29 protein-coding genes are annotated in these 16,310 nt (G+C 61.9%); all 29 read left to right on the plus strand.

Annotation, left to right across the window (positions count from 1 at the left end):
• The first annotated feature begins 294 nt into the window (after window positions 1–294).
• Window positions 295–606 (plus strand): 30S ribosomal protein S10, encoded by a 312-nt coding sequence (gene rpsJ / locus B0E46_RS15170; RefSeq protein WP_008209947.1) that lies wholly within the window; start codon window positions 295–297, stop codon window positions 604–606.
• 20 nt (window positions 607–626) lie between these two features.
• Entirely contained in the window at window positions 627–1,268 is a 642-nt protein-coding gene (rplC, locus tag B0E46_RS15175; protein ID WP_077442333.1) for a 50S ribosomal protein L3, read from the plus strand.
• An 11-nt stretch (window positions 1,269–1,279) separates the two neighbouring features.
• A complete protein-coding gene (gene rplD, locus B0E46_RS15180) occupies window positions 1,280–1,882 on the plus strand; it encodes a 50S ribosomal protein L4 (protein ID WP_077556593.1) in 603 nt (200 codons plus the stop codon).
• Window positions 1,879–2,172, plus strand: a complete 294-nt coding sequence (gene rplW / locus B0E46_RS15185) for a 50S ribosomal protein L23 (protein ID WP_007082176.1) — start codon at window positions 1,879–1,881, stop codon at window positions 2,170–2,172. The genes rplD and rplW overlap by 4 nt, the downstream gene beginning before the upstream one ends.
• Window positions 2,173–2,189: 17 nt before the next feature.
• The gene (rplB, locus tag B0E46_RS15190) at window positions 2,190–3,014 is read left to right on the plus strand and encodes a 50S ribosomal protein L2 (protein ID WP_077556594.1); all 825 of its coding nucleotides are present in this window, start codon (window positions 2,190–2,192) and stop codon (window positions 3,012–3,014) included.
• Window positions 3,015–3,026: 12 nt separating this feature from the next.
• Window positions 3,027–3,299 carry a 30S ribosomal protein S19 gene (gene rpsS / locus B0E46_RS15195; protein WP_007082178.1) on the plus strand — a complete coding sequence of 91 codons (273 nt, stop codon included), beginning with the start codon at window positions 3,027–3,029 and terminating at the stop codon, window positions 3,297–3,299.
• The gene (gene rplV / locus B0E46_RS15200; RefSeq protein WP_077445201.1) at window positions 3,299–3,634 is read left to right on the plus strand and encodes a 50S ribosomal protein L22; all 336 of its coding nucleotides are present in this window, start codon (window positions 3,299–3,301) and stop codon (window positions 3,632–3,634) included. Before rpsS ends, rplV begins: the two co-directional genes overlap by 1 nt.
• 15 nt (window positions 3,635–3,649) lie before the next feature.
• Entirely contained in the window at window positions 3,650–4,405 is a 756-nt protein-coding gene (rpsC, locus tag B0E46_RS15205; RefSeq protein ID WP_077442338.1) for a 30S ribosomal protein S3, read from the plus strand.
• Between the two features lie 11 nt (window positions 4,406–4,416).
• On the plus strand, window positions 4,417–4,830 hold the full coding sequence (gene rplP, locus B0E46_RS15210; protein WP_077516235.1) for a 50S ribosomal protein L16: 414 nt from the start codon (window positions 4,417–4,419) through the stop codon (window positions 4,828–4,830).
• Window positions 4,830–5,015, plus strand: a complete 186-nt coding sequence (rpmC, locus tag B0E46_RS15215; RefSeq protein ID WP_077445199.1) for a 50S ribosomal protein L29 — start codon at window positions 4,830–4,832, stop codon at window positions 5,013–5,015. The genes rplP and rpmC overlap by 1 nt, the downstream gene beginning before the upstream one ends.
• Before the next feature lie 12 nt (window positions 5,016–5,027).
• Window positions 5,028–5,300 carry a 30S ribosomal protein S17 gene (gene rpsQ / locus B0E46_RS15220; protein ID WP_077556595.1) on the plus strand — a complete coding sequence of 91 codons (273 nt, stop codon included), beginning with the start codon at window positions 5,028–5,030 and terminating at the stop codon, window positions 5,298–5,300.
• Between the two features lie 14 nt (window positions 5,301–5,314).
• Window positions 5,315–5,683, plus strand: a complete 369-nt coding sequence (rplN, locus tag B0E46_RS15225; RefSeq protein ID WP_007513359.1) for a 50S ribosomal protein L14 — start codon at window positions 5,315–5,317, stop codon at window positions 5,681–5,683.
• Between the two features lie 13 nt (window positions 5,684–5,696).
• The gene (rplX, locus tag B0E46_RS15230) at window positions 5,697–6,011 is read left to right on the plus strand and encodes a 50S ribosomal protein L24 (RefSeq protein WP_056386827.1); all 315 of its coding nucleotides are present in this window, start codon (window positions 5,697–5,699) and stop codon (window positions 6,009–6,011) included.
• 8 nt (window positions 6,012–6,019) lie between these two features.
• A complete protein-coding gene (rplE, locus tag B0E46_RS15235) occupies window positions 6,020–6,562 on the plus strand; it encodes a 50S ribosomal protein L5 (protein WP_174567097.1) in 543 nt (180 codons plus the stop codon).
• An 18-nt stretch (window positions 6,563–6,580) separates the two neighbouring features.
• Window positions 6,581–6,886 carry a 30S ribosomal protein S14 gene (gene rpsN / locus B0E46_RS15240; protein WP_077556597.1) on the plus strand — a complete coding sequence of 102 codons (306 nt, stop codon included), beginning with the start codon at window positions 6,581–6,583 and terminating at the stop codon, window positions 6,884–6,886.
• 221 nt (window positions 6,887–7,107) lie between these two features.
• Window positions 7,108–7,503 (plus strand): 30S ribosomal protein S8, encoded by a 396-nt coding sequence (rpsH, locus tag B0E46_RS15245; protein ID WP_077556598.1) that lies wholly within the window; start codon window positions 7,108–7,110, stop codon window positions 7,501–7,503.
• An 11-nt stretch (window positions 7,504–7,514) separates the two neighbouring features.
• A complete protein-coding gene (gene rplF, locus B0E46_RS15250) occupies window positions 7,515–8,042 on the plus strand; it encodes a 50S ribosomal protein L6 (RefSeq protein WP_077556599.1) in 528 nt (175 codons plus the stop codon).
• A 91-nt stretch (window positions 8,043–8,133) separates the two neighbouring features.
• Window positions 8,134–8,487 (plus strand): 50S ribosomal protein L18, encoded by a 354-nt coding sequence (gene rplR, locus B0E46_RS15255; RefSeq protein WP_077442346.1) that lies wholly within the window; start codon window positions 8,134–8,136, stop codon window positions 8,485–8,487.
• 111 nt (window positions 8,488–8,598) lie between these two features.
• Entirely contained in the window at window positions 8,599–9,108 is a 510-nt protein-coding gene (gene rpsE / locus B0E46_RS15260) for a 30S ribosomal protein S5 (protein WP_077442651.1), read from the plus strand.
• Entirely contained in the window at window positions 9,101–9,301 is a 201-nt protein-coding gene (gene rpmD / locus B0E46_RS15265) for a 50S ribosomal protein L30 (RefSeq protein ID WP_068095376.1), read from the plus strand. Before rpsE ends, rpmD begins: the two co-directional genes overlap by 8 nt.
• A 5-nt stretch (window positions 9,302–9,306) precedes the next feature.
• Entirely contained in the window at window positions 9,307–9,738 is a 432-nt protein-coding gene (rplO, locus tag B0E46_RS15270; RefSeq protein WP_077556600.1) for a 50S ribosomal protein L15, read from the plus strand.
• Window positions 9,739–9,744: 6 nt separating this feature from the next.
• Window positions 9,745–11,067, plus strand: a complete 1,323-nt coding sequence (gene secY / locus B0E46_RS15275) for a preprotein translocase subunit SecY (protein WP_077556601.1) — start codon at window positions 9,745–9,747, stop codon at window positions 11,065–11,067.
• 127 nt (window positions 11,068–11,194) lie between these two features.
• Window positions 11,195–11,551 (plus strand): 30S ribosomal protein S13, encoded by a 357-nt coding sequence (gene rpsM, locus B0E46_RS15280; protein WP_056386816.1) that lies wholly within the window; start codon window positions 11,195–11,197, stop codon window positions 11,549–11,551.
• A 12-nt stretch (window positions 11,552–11,563) separates the two neighbouring features.
• The gene (rpsK, locus tag B0E46_RS15285) at window positions 11,564–11,950 is read left to right on the plus strand and encodes a 30S ribosomal protein S11 (RefSeq protein ID WP_007513384.1); all 387 of its coding nucleotides are present in this window, start codon (window positions 11,564–11,566) and stop codon (window positions 11,948–11,950) included.
• An 11-nt stretch (window positions 11,951–11,961) separates the two neighbouring features.
• Window positions 11,962–12,588 (plus strand): 30S ribosomal protein S4, encoded by a 627-nt coding sequence (gene rpsD, locus B0E46_RS15290; protein WP_077556602.1) that lies wholly within the window; start codon window positions 11,962–11,964, stop codon window positions 12,586–12,588.
• A 15-nt stretch (window positions 12,589–12,603) separates the two neighbouring features.
• Window positions 12,604–13,602 (plus strand): DNA-directed RNA polymerase subunit alpha, encoded by a 999-nt coding sequence (gene rpoA / locus B0E46_RS15295; RefSeq protein ID WP_056714883.1) that lies wholly within the window; start codon window positions 12,604–12,606, stop codon window positions 13,600–13,602.
• 208 nt (window positions 13,603–13,810) lie between these two features.
• Window positions 13,811–14,194, plus strand: coding sequence for a 50S ribosomal protein L17 (gene rplQ, locus B0E46_RS15300; RefSeq protein ID WP_077442351.1), 384 nt, complete (start codon window positions 13,811–13,813; stop codon window positions 14,192–14,194).
• 187 nt (window positions 14,195–14,381) lie between these two features.
• Window positions 14,382–14,888 (plus strand): disulfide bond formation protein B, encoded by a 507-nt coding sequence (locus tag B0E46_RS15305; protein WP_077556603.1) that lies wholly within the window; start codon window positions 14,382–14,384, stop codon window positions 14,886–14,888.
• A gap of 29 nt (window positions 14,889–14,917) precedes the next feature.
• Window positions 14,918–16,285: a 3-deoxy-7-phosphoheptulonate synthase class II gene (locus B0E46_RS15310; RefSeq protein WP_077556604.1), complete on the plus strand. Its 1,368-nt coding sequence runs from the start codon at window positions 14,918–14,920 to the stop codon at window positions 16,283–16,285.
• Window positions 16,286–16,310: the final 25 nt, after the last annotated feature.

The following is a 16,310-nucleotide window of genomic DNA, read 5'->3' on the forward strand; positions in this document are numbered from 1 at the left end:
ATCATATTGACCGGTTTACCGCGAAATGAGGTGCAGGAAGCGCTTCGAATTCGCCTACAAGGATGTTGCGGGAAGTCTTGATCGTGGAAGATGTTTTCTGTCGATCGAATGATTTCCGCGTCATGTTTTCTGTCTGAGCAGGCCGAGTTGCGGTCTGCTCAGCGTTTTTGGGTCTTCCGGGCGGGCATTTGCCTGGCGGACTTGTTGTAGATCACAAGCAGTTCAATGGGTTGTGCGGGGTGGTGAGAAGCCACTCCGATTCACAGTTTGTTCTTTAGACAACAGGACACGGTTATGGCGAACCAGAAGATTCGCATTCGGCTCAAGGCGTTCGATCATCGTTTGATCGACCGTTCGGCCAGTGAGATCGTCGAGACGGCCAAGCGCACTGGCGCAACGGTACTCGGCCCGATTCCGCTCCCGACTAAGATCGAGCGCTACACCATTCTGACGTCGCCGCACGTCGACAAGGATGCACGCGACCAGTACGAAACCCGTACGCACAAGCGTGTACTCGACATCGTCGACCCGAACGACAAAACCGTGGACGCGCTCATGAAGCTTGATCTCGCCGCTGGCGTAGACGTTCAGATCAAGCTCGGTTGAGCGACAGACAGGATACGAAGATGAGTATCGGATTGGTTGGCCGCAAATGCGGCATGAGCCGACTCTTCACTGAAGATGGCCGCTCGATTCCGGTGACGCTGATTGAAGCGACGCCGAACCGCGTGACCCAGTTGAAGACGGACGACAACGATGGCTACAGCGCCGTCCAGGTTTCTGCGGGCAGCAAGCGTGCGAACCTGCTGACGCAGCCGCTGAAAGGTCACTACGCGAAGGCCAAGGTTGAGCCGGGTCGTGGCTTGTGGGAATTCCGCGTGTCTGCCGACGATCTCGGCAAGTACACCGTGGGCAGCGAGATCAAGGCAGACGACGTGTTCACCGTCGGCCAGATCGTCGACGTTGCCGGCGTGTCGAAAGGCAAGGGCTTCCAGGGCACGATCAAGCGCTGGAACTTCAAGATGGGTGATGCCACCCACGGTAACTCGCTGTCGCATCGCGCGCCGGGCTCCATCGGCCAGCGTCAGACCCCGGGCCGCGTGTTTCCGGGCAAGAAGATGTCCGGCCACATGGGTGCGGTCAACCGCACGCAGCAGGGTCTGGAAGTGGTCAAGGTCGACGCCGAGCGTCATCTGATCGCGGTGAAGGGTGCGGTGCCGGGTGCAACCGGTGGCGACGTCATCATCCGCCCGACGACGAAGAGCTGAGGAGAGACGCCATGGAACTCAATGTTATTGGCGCCAAGTCACTCAACGTGTCGGACGATGTGTTCGGCGGTGAGTACAAGAAGGCCCTGGTTCACCAGGTCGTCATCGCCTACCAGGCGGGCGGCCGTGCCGGCACCCAGTCGCAGCTGTCGCGCGGCGAGATGTCCGGTACCACCAAGAAATTCAAGAAGCAGAAGGGCGGCGGCGCCCGTCACGGTGATTACCGTGCACCGATCTTCGTCGGTGGTGGCCGCACCTTCGCGGCGAAGCCGCGCAGCTACGAGCAGAAGGTCAACCGCAAGGCTTACCGCGTCGCGATCCGCTCGATCTTTTCCGAGCTGATCCGTCAGGGTCGCCTGAAGGTCGTCGAGAGTTTTGGCGTCGAGACGCCGAAGACCTCCGCGATGGTCGCCAAGCTGGCCGAGCTGGAAGTGTCCGGTCGCGTGTTGCTGGTGTCGGAAGATGCGAACGAGGCGGTGTTCCTGGCTGCGCGCAACATTCCGTATATCCATGTGCTGGATGTGATGGGCCTGAATCCGGTCAGCCTGGTCGGCTCCGACCATGTGGTGGTCACGGTTGACGCGGTGAAGAAGATCGAGGAGTGGCTGGCATGAACAACGAACGCATTCTCGATACGCTGCGCGCGCCGCACATCTCCGAGAAATCGGCGCGTCTGGCCGAGCACAACCAGTACGTATTCGTCGTTGCCCCCGCGGCAACCAAGGCCGATGTCCGCGCTGCCGTGGAAAAGCTGTTCGACGTCAAGGTCGAGCAAGTGAACCTCGTCAACACCAAGGGCAAGGTCAAGTCCTTCCGTTTCCGCGCTGGCAGCCGCCAGGGCAAGCGCAAGGCCTACGTGCGTCTTGCCGATGGTCAGACCATCGACGTGTCCGCCAAGGCCTGAGCCAGGAGTTTTGTGAGATGGCATTAATCAACCACAAGCCGACCTCGCCGGGCCGTCGTGACGCGGTAAGCGTCCGTACGGAAGGCCTGTACAAGGGCGCGCCGTACGCGGCGTTGACCGAGTCGCAGTCCAAGACTGGCGGTCGCAATCATCATGGTCGCATCACGGTGCGTCACCGTGGCGGCGGTCACAAGCAGCAGTACCGCATCATCGATTTCAAGCGCGACAAGGAAGGCATCGCCGCCCGCGTCGAGCGCATCGAGTACGATCCGAACCGCACCGCGCACATCGCGTTGCTGTGCTACGCCGATGGCGAGCGTCGCTACATCATCGCGCCGAAGGGCGTGCAGGTGGACGATCGTCTGGTGTCGGGTCGTGATGCGCCGATCAAGGCCGGCAACTGCCTGCAACTGCGCAACATTCCGATGGGCAGCACGATCCACTGCATCGAATTGCGTCCGGGCAAGGGTGCGCAGATCGCCCGCAGCGCCGGTGCCTCGGTGCAGCTGGTGGCTCGCGAATCCGGTTACGCCACGTTGCGTCTGCGCTCCGGCGAGATGCGTCGCGTCTCGGTCGACTGCCGCGCCACCATTGGCGAAGTCGGCAACGGCGAGCACAGCCTGAAGAAGCTCGGCAAGGCTGGCGCGAAGCGCTGGCTGGGTATCCGCCCGACCGTTCGCGGTGTGGTGATGAACCCGGTCGACCATCCGCACGGTGGTGGTGAAGGCAAGACTTCAGGTGGTCGTCATCCGGTCAGCCCGTGGGGCACGCCGGCCAAGGGCTACAAGACCCGTAACAACAAGCGCACGCAGCAGTTCATCGTGCGTCGTCGTACGAAGTAACAGGAAACCGACATGCCTCGCTCTCTGAAGAAAGGTCCGTTCGTCGACCTTCACCTCGTCAAGAAGGTGGAAGCTGCGGTTTCCGCCAACAACAAGCGTCCGATCAAGACCTGGTCGCGTCGTTCGATGATCCTGCCGGAAATGGTTGGCTTGACCATCGCTATTCACAACGGCCGTCAGCACGTACCCGTACTGATCAACGAGAACATGGTCGGGCACAAGCTCGGCGAGTTCGCGGTGACCCGTACGTTCAAGGGCCATGTCGGCGACAAGAAGGGTAAGTGATGAGCACTGAAGCCAAAGCGATCCTGCGTGGCGCCCGCATCTCGGCGCAAAAGGCACGCCTGGTGGCTGATCTGGTCCGCGGGCTTCCCGTGGGCCGGGCCAGCGACGTGCTCACCTACACCAACAAGAAGGCTGCGGTCCTTGTTCGCAAGGTGCTGCTGTCGGCCGTCGCCAACGCCGAGAACAATCTCGGTGCTGACGTCGACGAGCTGAAAGTGGCCAGCATCTTCGTTGATGAAGGTCCGGCGATGAAACGCATGCACGCCCGCGCCAAAGGCCGCGGTTCGCGCATTCTCAAGCGCACCAGCCACATCACTGTGGTTGTTGGTAACTGACCGAGGATATAGACGATGGGTCATAAAGTTCATCCCACCGGTATCCGCCTCGGCATTGCCAAGGACTGGAACTCGAAGTGGTTCGCCAACAAGGGCGATTACGCCAAGTATCTCGTGGCCGACATCAAGGTCCGCGACATGCTGAAGAAGAAGCTGGCCGCCGCCGGCATCTCGAAGATCCAGATCGAGCGTCCGGCCAAGACCGCGCGCGTGACGATCCACACCGCCCGTCCGGGCGTGGTGATCGGCAAGAAGGGCGAGGATATCGAGAAGCTGCGCAAGGAAGTCAGCGACATGATGGGCGTCCCGACGCACATCAACGTCAACGAAGTGCGCAAGCCCGAGCTGGACGCCCAGCTGGTGGCCGAGTCGATCGCGCAGCAGCTCGAGCGCCGCATCATGTTCCGTCGCGCGATGAAGCGCTCGGTCGGCAACGCGATGCGCCTCGGCGCCCTGGGTATCAAGATCAACGTGTCCGGTCGTCTGAACGGTGCCGAGATCGCCCGTTCCGAGTGGAGCCGCGAGGGTCGCGTGCCGCTGCATACGCTGCGCGCCGACATCGACTACGGCACCGCCGAGGCGAAGACCACCTACGGCATCATCGGCATCAAGGTGTGGGTCTACAAGGGCGAGGTCTTTGACCTGAGCCAGGTGGGCCAGGAGTCGAAGGACGAGCCGTCCTCGCAGCCGCGCCGCGAAGGTGGCGAAGGTCGTCGTAATGATTCGCGTCGCGAGGCCGGTGACGGCCGCCGCGAGCGGTCTGCGAAGTAAGGAGAGTTGCCATGTTGCAACCCAAGCGAACCAAGTACCGCAAGCAGTTCAAGGGCCGTAACGACGGTCTGGCGCAGTGTTCCAACCTCGTCAGCTTTGGCGAGTACGGCCTGAAGGCAACGACCCACGGTGCGCTCACCGCGCGCCAGATCGAAGCCGCCCGTCGTTGCATCACCCGTTTCGTGAAGCGTGGCGGCAAGCTGTGGATCCGCGTGTTCCCGGACAAGCCGATCACCAAGAAGCCGATCGAAGTGCGAATGGGCGCGGGCAAGGGCAGTGTCGAGTTCTGGGTCGCCCCGATCCAGCCCGGCCGTATGCTCTATGAAATCGAGGGCATCGACGAGGCAACGGCACGCGAGGCATTCCGCCTGGCCGCCGCCAAGCTCTCGGTGCAGACACAGTTTGTTACCCGGGCGGTGATGTGATGGCCACCAAAGATATCAATAACCAGTCGGCCGAAGAGCTGAACCAGCATCTGCTGGATCTGCGTAAAGAGCAGTTCAATCTGCGCATGCAGAAAGGCTCCGGCCAGCTCACTCAGCCGCACCAGCTTCGCCGCGTTCGGCGTGACATCGCCCGCACGAAGTTTGTGCTCGGCGGCAAGAAGTAAGGGACGGCTGACATGAGCGACAACCAGATTCAAGCAGAAAAGCAGACGCGTACCCTCGAAGGTCGCGTTACCAGCAACAAGATGGACAAGACGGTCACCGTGCTGATCGAGCGCCAGGTTCAGCACTGGCTGCTCGGCAAGATCATCCGCCGTTCGACCAAGCTGCATGCGCAGGACGACCTCGGTGCGAACGAGGGTGACCTCGTGCGTATCGCCGAGTGCCGTCCGTTGTCCAAGACCAAACATCACCGCGTGGTTGAAATCATCACGCGCGCCAAAGTCTAAGGGAGGGTGCAGCCATGATCCAGATGCAAAGCACGCTTTCCGCAGCGGACAACAGCGGCGCGAAGGAACTGATGTGCATCAAGGTGCTCGGCGGCTCCAAGCGCCGTTATGCCGCGATCGGTGACGTGATCAAGGTCACCGTGAAGGATGCGATTCCCCGCGGCAAGGTAAAGAAGGGCGAGGTGTACAACGCCGTGGTGGTTCGTACCGCCAAGGGTGTGCGCCGTCCCGATGGTTCGCTGATCCGTTTCGACGGCAATGCAGCGGTCCTCCTCAACAACAAGCTCGAGCCGATCGGCACCCGTATTTTCGGGCCGGTTACCCGCGAGCTGCGCAGCGAGAAGTTCATGAAGATCGTCTCGCTTGCTCCCGAAGTGCTCTGAGCGGAGTCAAGACATGAACCGTATCCGCAAAGGTGATCAGGTCCTCGTGATCACCGGCAAAAACAAGGGTCAGCGCGGCGATGTGCTGCGTGTTGCAGACGATCGCGTGTTCGTCTCCAACGTGAATCTGGTCAAGCGCCACACTAAGCCGAATCCGCAGGCCAACCAGGCCGGCGGCATCGTCGAGCGTGAGGCCTCGATCCATCTCTCCAATGTGCAGCTGTTCAACCCCGCCACGAACAAGGGTGAACGCGTCGGCACCAAAACGCTCGAAGATGGGCGCAAGGTCCGCGTGTTCCGTTCGACTGGCGAGGTCGTGGACGCGTAAGGAACACGATCATGACGCGCCTTGAAAGTTTTTATAAAGACCAGGTAGTGGCCAAGCTCACCGAGCAGTTCGGCTACCAGAATGTGATGCAGGTTCCCCGCATCACCAAGATCACGCTGAACATGGGCGTGGGCGAAGCGGCGGGCAACAAGAAAGTGCTCGAGAACGCCGTGGCCGACATGGCCAAGATCTCCGGCCAGAAGCCGATCACGACCAAGGCGCGCGTTTCCGTGGCCTCGTTCAAGATCCGCGACGGCTGGCCGATCGGCTGCAAGGTCACCTTGCGCCGTGCGCAGATGTGGGAATTCCTGGACCGCCTGATCAACATCTCGTTGCCCCGCGTCCGCGATTTCCGCGGTGTGTCGGCACGCGCCTTCGACGGTCGTGGCAACTACAACTTCGGCATCAAGGAACAGATCATCTTCCCTGAGATCGATTTCGATCAGGTCGATGCGCTGCGTGGCATGGATATCTCCATTACCACTACCGCGAAGACCGACGACGAGGCGAAGGCCTTGTTGACTGCATTCAGCTTCCCGTTCCGCAACTGATAGACGCGAGAGATACCCATGGCAAAGACCTCGATGGTCAACCGCGATATCAAGCGGACCAAGCTCGTCCAGAAGTTCGCCGCCAAGCGCGCCGGCCTGAAGGCGATCGTGCTGAGCCCCAGCTCTTCCTACGAGGAGAAGATGGAGGCCCAGTCCAAGTTGCAGAAACTGCCGCGCGATGCCAGCCCGTCACGCCAGCGCACCCGTTGCGCCCTGACTGGTCGTCCGCGTGCGGTTTACGCCAAGTTCGGTCTTGGCCGCAACAAGCTGCGTGAAGCGACCATGCGCGGCGACGTGCCTGGTCTGCGCAAGGCCAGCTGGTAATACCCGACACGGACCGGTTCGCGGAGTCGAGGCTTCGCGACCGGTTCACCCGGCTGCACGTTTGCGCAGCCGCTGATGCGACTACCGCATCGAGATTCGCTAAATTCTGGAAATGCTGATATAGTCGGCGGTCTGCGCAAAGCAGGCCGACGTTTTGTCGGCTCACAATTTGATTGATTTCCGGTTTTATCGGATATCGGTGCACTCTGAAGGATGTTTTCATGAGCATGACTGATCCCATCGCCGATCTGTTCACGCGCGTCCGCAATGCCCAGTCGATGGGCAAGCCGGTCGTTCGTATGCCGTCGTCGAAACTGAAGGTGGCGATCGCCAACCTTCTCAAGAACGAGGGCTACATCCTCGACGCCAAGACTTCCACCGAGGAAGGCAAGCCGGTGCTCGAGATCAAGCTCAAGTATTTCGAAGGCCAGCCGGCCATTGAGACCATTTCCCGTGTCAGCCGCTCCGGCCTGCGTGTTTACCGCGGCAAGGACGAGCTGCCGAAGGTCCTCGGCGGCCTGGGTATCTCGATCATCTCGACTTCCGCTGGTCTGTTGACCGATGCGCAGGCCCGTGCCAAGGGTCTGGGCGGCGAAGTCATCGGCCAAGTGGCATAAGGAGTCATTCAATGTCACGTGTAGCCAAGAAACCGATTTCCCTGCCGAAGGGCGTGGAGCTGACCGTCGCCGCTGACGCGATCTCCGTGAAGGGCCCGAAGGGCACGCTGTCCGTGCATCACCTGCCGGGCGTCACCGTCGCCGTGGACAATGGCGTTGCCACCATCAGCCTCGCTGAAGGCACCGACGACAAGTTCGGCGGTACCGCTCGCGCGCTGCTGGCCAACATGGTCACCGGTGTTTCCACCGGTTACGAGCGCAAGCTCGAGCTGGTCGGCGTGGGTTACCGCGTCGCCATGCAGGGCAAGTCGCTGAACCTGAGCCTGGGCTTCTCGCACCCGGTGGTGTTCGAGGCGCCGGAAGGCATCAGCATCGAAACCCCGACGCAGACCGAGGTCCTGATCAAGGGCACCGACAAGCAGATCGTGGGTCAGGTGGCAGCCAAGATTCGCGGCTTCCGTCCGCCGGAGCCTTACAAGGGCAAGGGTGTTCGCTATGCCGGTGAGAAGATCACGCTGAAGGAAGCCAAGAAGGCGTAATGCGGGTCCCTCCGCGAAAGACTGGCCGTCCATGGCCAGACTCTTCAAAAGAGCTCCTGATACAAGCCGATCCGCTTTCGAGGAATTAACGATGAACAAGAACGAAAATCGCCTGCGTCGCGCCAAGTCCACGCGTAGCCATATCCGCAAGCTGGCCGTGGCCCGCCTGTCGGTGCATCGCACGGGTCAGCACATCTATGCGCAGGTATTCGATGCTTCCGGCGTGAACGTGGTGGCTGCGGCCTCCACCGTGCAGAAGTCGGTTGCCGAAGGCCTGAAGGGCACCAAGAACCTGACCGCTGCTGCGGCCGTGGGCAAGGCTGTCGCCGAGCGCGCTATGGCAGCGGGTATCGAGTCGGTGGCGTTTGATCGCTCCGGCTTCCGCTTCCATGGTCGCATCAAGGCGCTGGCCGATGCCGCGCGTGAAGCGGGTCTCAAGTTCTAAAAGCGCTACCTGGAGATCAGGCAGGTCCTGATCCCCGTTGCTTCACCTACAACTCCAAGCGGCTCAGTCGCAAGCAAAAGTCCTGGCCTTGCCGGGCACATGGAAAAGAACATGTCTTCTAACGATCGCGAAAATTCGGACGGCTTGCTCGAGAAGCTTATCGCCGTCAACCGCGTGGCCAAGACCGTCAAGGGTGGCCGCCAGATGAGCTTCACCGCACTGACCGTGGTCGGTGACGGCGAGGGCAAGGTCGGCTTCGGTTATGGCAAGGCGCGTGAAGTGCCGGTCGCCATCTCCAAGGCGATGGAGCGTGCCCGCCGCCAGATGGTGAACATCGAGCTGAACAACGGCACCCTGTGGTACGCCATCAAGGCCAACCACGGCGCCGCCCGCGTCTACATGCAGCCGGCTTCCGAAGGTACCGGCGTGATCGCCGGTGGCGCCATGCGCGCCGTGCTGGAAGTGGTCGGCGTGAAGAACGTGCTGGCCAAGGCCGTCGGTTCGCGCAACCCGATCAACCTGGTGCGCGCCACCATCAAGGGTCTGCAGGCCGTTGCCTCGCCCAAGAAGATCGCCGCCAAGCGTGGCAAGACCCTGGATGAGGTGCTCGGCAATGGCTAAGTCTCAACAAACCGCCGACAAGACCGTGCGCGTGCGCCTGGTCAAGGGCCTGCGCGGCGTGCAGGCACGTCATCGCCTGAGCGTGAAAGCGCTGGGTCTGGGCAAGATCAACGACGTCCGTGAACTGAAGGACAGCCCGCAGGTGCGTGGCCTGATCAACACGGTCTATTACCTGGTCCGGGTCGAGGAGTAAGCATCATGCGTTTGAATGACATTCAGCCGGCCGCCGGCTCGCACAAGACGCGCCTGCGCGTCGGTCGCGGCATCGGTTCGGGTATGGGCAAGACCGCCGGTCGTGGCCACAAGGGTCAGCATGCCCGCGCCGGTGGTACCCACAAGTACGGTTTCGAAGGTGGCCAGATGCCGCTGCAGCGCCGGTTGCCGAAGGTCGGTTTCCGTTCGCTGAAGAAGGCCGAGAGCCAGGAAGTGTTCCTGTATCAGCTGGCCAACCTCAAGACTGACGTGATCGACGTCGTCGCGTTGCATCAGGCGGGCCTGATCAGCAGCCGCGCGAAGAAGGTCAAGGTGGTTCTGAAGGGTGAAATCGGTCGCGCGGTGAAGTTGTCGGGTCTGCTGGCTACCGCCGGCGCCAAGGCAGCCATCGAGGCTGCCGGCGGCAGCGTGGAGTAATCGACGGTGGCTGCAGCCAAGGGCAATGCACTCGGCAAGCTCGGCAAGCTGACAGAACTCCGTCAGCGCATCTTCTTCGTGATCGGTGCGTTGATGGTGTTCCGCCTCGGCTCCTTCATTCCGGTCCCGGGCGTGAATCCGGAAGCGATGACCAACCTGGTCAACGGCAACGGCCTGATGGACATGTTCAACATGTTCTCGGGTGGTGCGCTGGCTCGTTTCTCGGTGTTCGCACTCGGCGTGGTGCCGTACATCTCGGCGTCGATCGTGTTCCAGATGATGGGCTCGGTGCTTCCCGGGCTGCAGGGCCTGCGCAAGGAGGGCGAGGCCGGCAAGCGCAAGATGACGATGTATACGCGCTATGCCACGGTGGGCCTGGCAGCGTTCCAGTCGTTCGGTATCGCGATGGCGTTGCAGGGGCAGGTCGCGGCCGGTGGCGCGCCGGTGGTCTACACGCCGGGCTTCGGCTTCATCATGTCATCGGTGGTCGGTTTGACGGCCGGCACGATGTTCCTGATGTGGCTGGGCGAGCAGATGACGGAGCGTGGCATCGGCAACGGCATTTCGTTGTTGATCTTCGCGGGCATCGTCGCCGGTCTGCCGGGCGCTGTGGTGCATACGCTCGGAATGAATGCGAGTGGCGAGCTGAACACATTGCCGCTGTTGTTGGTTGTCGGCACGGTGCTGCTAACCACGGCCTTCGTGGTCTTCATGGAGCGCGCCCAACGGCGTATCACAGTGAACTATGCACGGCGTTCGGGTGGGCAAAAGGCCTACATGAACCAGAGCTCGAGCCTGCCGCTGAAGATCAACATGGCTGGCGTGATCCCGCCGATCTTCGCTTCGAGCCTGCTGATGTTTCCGGCCACCGCGATCAGCTGGTTCAGCACCGGTCAGCAGTCGCGTTGGTTGCAGGATTTGACGCAGTCGCTGAGTCCGGGCAATCCGCTGTATGACATCGTGTTTTCAGTGCTGGTGATCGGCTTCGCGTTCTTCTACACGGCGATCGTGTTCAACGCCGACGAGACGGCCGACAACCTCAAACGGTCGGGTGCGCTGATTCCGGGCATTCGTCCGGGTCGTGCCACGGCCGGCTACATCGATTCGGTGATGACTCGCCTGACCGGTGTGGGCGCGTTGTATCTGGTGCTGGTGTGCCTGGTGCCATCGTTCATGCAGCAGGCCTGGCATGTGCCGTTCTATTTCGGTGGCACGTCGCTGCTGATCGTGGTGGTGGTGGTGATGGATTTCACGGCTCAGGTGCAGGCGCATCTGGTCAGTCACCAGTACGAGAGTCTGCTCAAGAAGGCCAATCTGCGCCGCAGCTGAGGCTGTCAACGGATCGGTCATAGTGGGGAAGTGGCGGCACCGCGGTGTCGCAGGGCTTTCCAGTCAGGGTAATTCAGGTTAGAATTGCGCGTTTACCGCGCACGAAACGCATCGGAGAAAGTACATCATGGCGCGCATCGCGGGTGTCAATTTGCCGGTCCAGAAGCATGTCTGGGTTGGTCTGCAGAGCATTTACGGTATCGGCCGCAGCCGAGCCAAGAAGGTCTGCGTGGATGCTGGCGTGGTTCCCACCACCCAGATCAAGTCCCTCAGTGAAGGCGAGGTGGAGAAGATCCGCCACGAAATCGCCAAGTACACCGTCGAAGGCGATCTGCGCCGTGAGGTGGGTATGGCCATCAAACGCTTGATGGACCTTGGTTGCTACCGTGGCCTGCGCCACCGTCGCGGCCTGCCGGTGCGCGGCCAGCGCACGCGTACCAACGCACGTACCCGCAAGGGTCCCCGTCGCGCGATCAAGAAGTAACGGATTCCGAATATGGCTAAGCCGGTCAAGACCAAGAAGAAGATCAAGCGCGTTGTCACGGATGCCGTGGCCCACGTGCAGGCCTCCTTCAACAACACCATCGTCACCATCACCGATCGCCAGGGCAATGCCTTGTCGTGGGCTACTGCCGGCGGCGCCGGTTTCCGTGGCTCGCGCAAGTCGACCCCGTTCGCTGCCCAGGTTGCCGCCGAAAAGGCTGGCCGCGCGGCTGGCGACTACGGCGTGAAGACCGTGGAAGTGCGCATCAAGGGCCCAGGCCCGGGCCGCGAGTCGGCGGTGCGTTCACTGAATGCGTTGGGCTACAAGGTGCTCAACATCATCGACGTCACGCCGATTCCGCACAACGGCTGCCGTCCCCCCAAGAAGCGTCGAGTCTAAGGAGCATACCCATGGCCCGTTATCGTGGAGCTACCTGCAAACTCGCCCGTCGTGAGGGTGCAGATCTCAGCCTGAAGAGCCCGGCGCGCGCGCTGGACTCCAAGTGCAAGCTGGAAAACAAGCCCGGCCAGCACGGCGCGAACAAGCGCATGCGCATGTCCGACTATGCCGTGCAGCTGCGTGAGAAGCAGAAGGTCAAGCGCATCTACGGCGTGCTTGAGCGTCAGTTCAGCAACTACTACACCAAGGCGTCGACCCTCAAGGGCAACACCGGTGAGAACCTGCTGCGCCTGCTCGAAAGCCGTCTGGACAACGTCGTCTATCGCATGGGTTTCGCGGTGACCCGCGCCCAGGCTCGCCAGCTGGTTGCCCACAAGGCGATCCTGGTGAACGGCAAGAAGGTGAACATTCCTTCGTACCAGGTCCGTCCGGGCGATGCGATCGCATTGACCGAGAAGGCACGCTCCCAGTTGCGCGTGCAGGAAGCGGCGACCGTGTTCGACACCATGGACCTGCGTCCGATCTGGGTCGAAGTCGACGCCAAGAAATTTGAAGGCACGTTCAAGTCGGTGCCGGATCGCGGTGATTTGCCGTCCGACATCAATGAAGCATTGATCGTCGAGCTTTACTCGAAGTAATTACCGGAGCTCTGCATGGCAGTTTCGTCAACTAGTGTGTTGCGGCCTCGTGGCCTCAGCGTCGAACAGCTCGGAGCCAACCGCGCCAAGGTGGTGGTCGAGCCGCTCGAGCGTGGCTTCGGTCACACCCTGGGCAACGCGCTGCGTCGCGTACTGCTCTCCTCGATCCCTGGCAGTGCCATCGTCGAGGTTGAAATCGATGGCGTGCTGCACGAATACACCACCCTGGAAGGCCTGCAGGAGGACGTCATCGAAGTCCTGCTCAACCTCAAGGACGTGGCGATCCGTCAGCATACGGGTGATGAAGTCACCCTGACCTTGTCCAAGAAGGGCAAGGGCGTGGTCACGGCCGGCGACATCGTCGTCGACCACTCGGTGGAAATCATCAACCCCGAGCACGTGATCTGCCACCTGACCAAGGACATCGCGCTCAACATGCGCCTGAAGGTGCGTCGCGGCGTCGGCTATCAGCCGGCCAGCACGCGCCAGCATCCGGATGACGAGGCGCGCCCGATCGGTCGCCTGCAGCTGGATGCGTCGTTCGCGCCGGTGTTGCGCGTGGCTTACGAAGTGGACGCCGCTCGTGTCGAGCAGCGCACCAACCTCGACAAGCTGGTGCTGGACATCGAGACGAACGGCACGATCGGTGCCGAAGACGCGGTCCGCAAGGCCGCCGAGATCATCAACGACCAGCTGTCGGTGTTCGGCGACTTCTCGCGTCGCGAGAGCGCCACCGACAAGGCGGAGAAGAGCGGTTTCGATCCGCTGTTGCTGCGTCCGATCGACGATCTGGAGCTCACCGTGCGTTCGGCCAACTGCCTGAAGGCCGAGAGCATCTACTACATCGGCGATCTGGTACAGAAGACCGAAGTCGAGCTGCTGAAGACGCCGAACCTGGGCAAGAAGTCGCTGACGGAAATCAAGGATGTGCTGGGCGGGCGTGGTCTCGCACTCGGCATGAAGCTTGAGAACTGGCCGCCACCGGGCCTTTCGCACGGCATGCAGCTGGGTTGATGGGTTGTTTTGCGATCGCACATGATCGCATGTGATACCGGCGTTCTGGCGAGTTTGGGCTTGGCCCTCTCGCCAGGTGCCAGAAGCGGCCGTTCATGGCCGCACTTCTCATAAGAGCCCGTTCTTACAGGGCTCATAATAGCGGGCAACCGCGGAAAATCGGACCTGAGTGCCGGTTTTTCATAACAACAGATAGAGAGTCATTGCCATGCGCCACCAAAAATCCGGTCGCAAGCTCAACCGCACCAGCAGCCACCGCGAAGCGATGTTCAAGAACATGGCCTCGTCGCTGATCAAGCATGAGCTGATCCGTACCACCCTGCCCAAGGCGAAGGAACTTCGCCGCGTGGCCGAGCCGTTGATCACGCTGGCCAAGACCGACGGCGTTGCCAATCGCCGCCTGGCCTTCTCGCGCCTGCGCGACAAGGAAGCGGTCGGCAAGCTGTTCGTCGAGCTGGGGCCGCGTTACAGCGAGCGTCCCGGCGGCTACCTGCGCATCCTCAAGTGCGGCTTCCGTCCCGGCGACAATGCGCCGATGGCGTATGTCGAGCTGGTCGGTCGTCCGCAGGTCGAGGCAGTCGACGCCGAATAAGCCGTTCGGGGAAGCCCGTACGCGCAGGTATTCAGACGTCCATACACAAGAGCCCGGCCGGGAAACCTGCCGGGTTTTTGCTTTGTGCGCATATGACGGCGGCAAATTTCTCATGGAAGCTCGCAACCCTGCTGACAGAGCCGCAACGAACAGGTAATGTCGTTGTTCCGCAACGCAGCAAAGTGCCATGAATCCATTCCGCTGGTCGTACCGTGTCAGTTTTCTCGCTGGTTTCCTGATCTGTGCCGGCCTGCTCGGCTTTGCATTGTTCGCCGAATATCACTGGGGCATGTTTCCGTGCCCGCTGTGCATCTTCCAACGCGTGGGCTTCCTCGTGATGGCCTTGTTCTTCCTGCTTGGCGCCTTGCATGCGCCACGCGGCGGCGGGCGCTGGGTATATACCGGTGGCGCACTGCTCGGGGCGATCTTCGGTATCGCTGTGGCTGGCCGTCACCTGTGGATCCAGTCGTTGCCGGCCGACCAGGTTCCATCCTGCGGACCGCCGCTGGATTACCTGTTCAGCGCGTTTCCGTTCGCCAAGGTGTTGCAGCTGGTATTCACCGGCTCCGGCGAATGCGCCAAGGTCGAACCGATCCTCGGCCTGCCGATGCCAGCCTGGACCCTGCTCTGGTTCATCGTGCTGGCCGTGCTGGCAATCGTGGCCACGACGCGCCGCAAGACCTCCCAGAAATGAATGCTTTCACCGTGACCAGGGCCTTACCCATGAATGCCGGTTTGTCCAGCGCCACCGTGCCCACTCAGTGGGCTCCCGATTCCTGGCAGCAGCACGAGGCGTTGCAGCAGCCGCAGTATGACGATGCGGCCGAGCTGGCTGCGGCCAGTGCGCAGTTGGCCCGGCTGCCGCCGCTGGTGACTTCGTGGGAAGTGCTGGCGTTGAAGCAGTCGCTGGCCGAAGCACAGGAAGGCAAGCGTTTCCTGCTGCAGGGCGGCGATTGTGCGGAGAGCTTCGCCGATTGCACCAGCCCGATCATTTCCAACCGGCTGAAAGTGCTGCTGCAGATGAGCCTGGTGCTGGTGCACGGGCTGAAGAAGCCGGTGTTGCGCGTGGGCCGCTTTGCCGGCCAGTACGCCAAGCCGCGCTCGACCGACAGCGAGACCCGCGATGGGCAGACGCTGCCCAGTTTTCGCGGCGACGTGGTCAACGGCCCCGAGTTCACCGCACAGGCTCGTCGGCCCGATCCGCAGCGGCTTATCCAGGCGCATGCGCACTCGGCGCTGACCATGAACTTCGTGCGCGCGCTGATCGACGGCGGCTTCGCCGACCTGCATCACCCGGAATACTGGGACCTGGCCTGGGTCGAGCATTCGCCGCTGGCTGCCGAATACCGCCAGATGGTCGCCGGCATCGGCGATTCGCTGCGCTTCATGGAGACGCTGGCCGGACCGATCGCCGGGTTCTCCAAGGTGGATTTCTTCACCTCGCACGAGGCGCTGCTGCTGCATTACGAACAGGCGTTGACCCGGCAGGTGCCGCGCCATCCCGGCTTCTTCAACCTGTCCACGCATTTCCCGTGGATCGGCATGCGCACGGCCGCGCTGGATGGCGCGCACGTGGAGTATTTCCGCGGCATCCGCAATCCGATCGCGGTGAAAGTTGGACCGTCGGTAACGCCGGCGCAGCTGCTGCCGCTGATCGATGCACTGAACCCGCAGGACGAGCCGGGCCGGTTGACCCTGATCCATCGCATGGGCAACGCCAAGATCGCCAGCGCACTGCCGCCATTGCTTGATGCGGTAAAGCGAGAGGGGCGCCGCGTGCTATGGGTGGCCGATCCGATGCACGGCAATACCGAGAGCACCTCGAACGGCTACAAGACCCGCCGCTTCGACAATATCCGCGGCGAACTTGACCAGGCATTCGACATTCACGCCGCGGCCGGTACGCGATTGGGTGGCGTGCACCTGGAGCTGACCGGCGAAGACGTCACCGAGTGCATGGGCGGCGCGCGCGATCTGTCCGAGACGGATCTCGATCGTGCCTACAAGTCGATGGTCGACCCGCGCCTCAACTACGAGCAGTCGCTGGAGCTGGCGATGCTGATCGTGCGCAAGTCGGGCGGGATGGCCTGACGGTGCATGGCGTGAAGGCGGGGCC

This window comes from Rhodanobacter sp. B04 (assembly GCF_002001125.1).
Lineage (GTDB): Bacteria > Pseudomonadota > Gammaproteobacteria > Xanthomonadales > Rhodanobacteraceae > Rhodanobacter.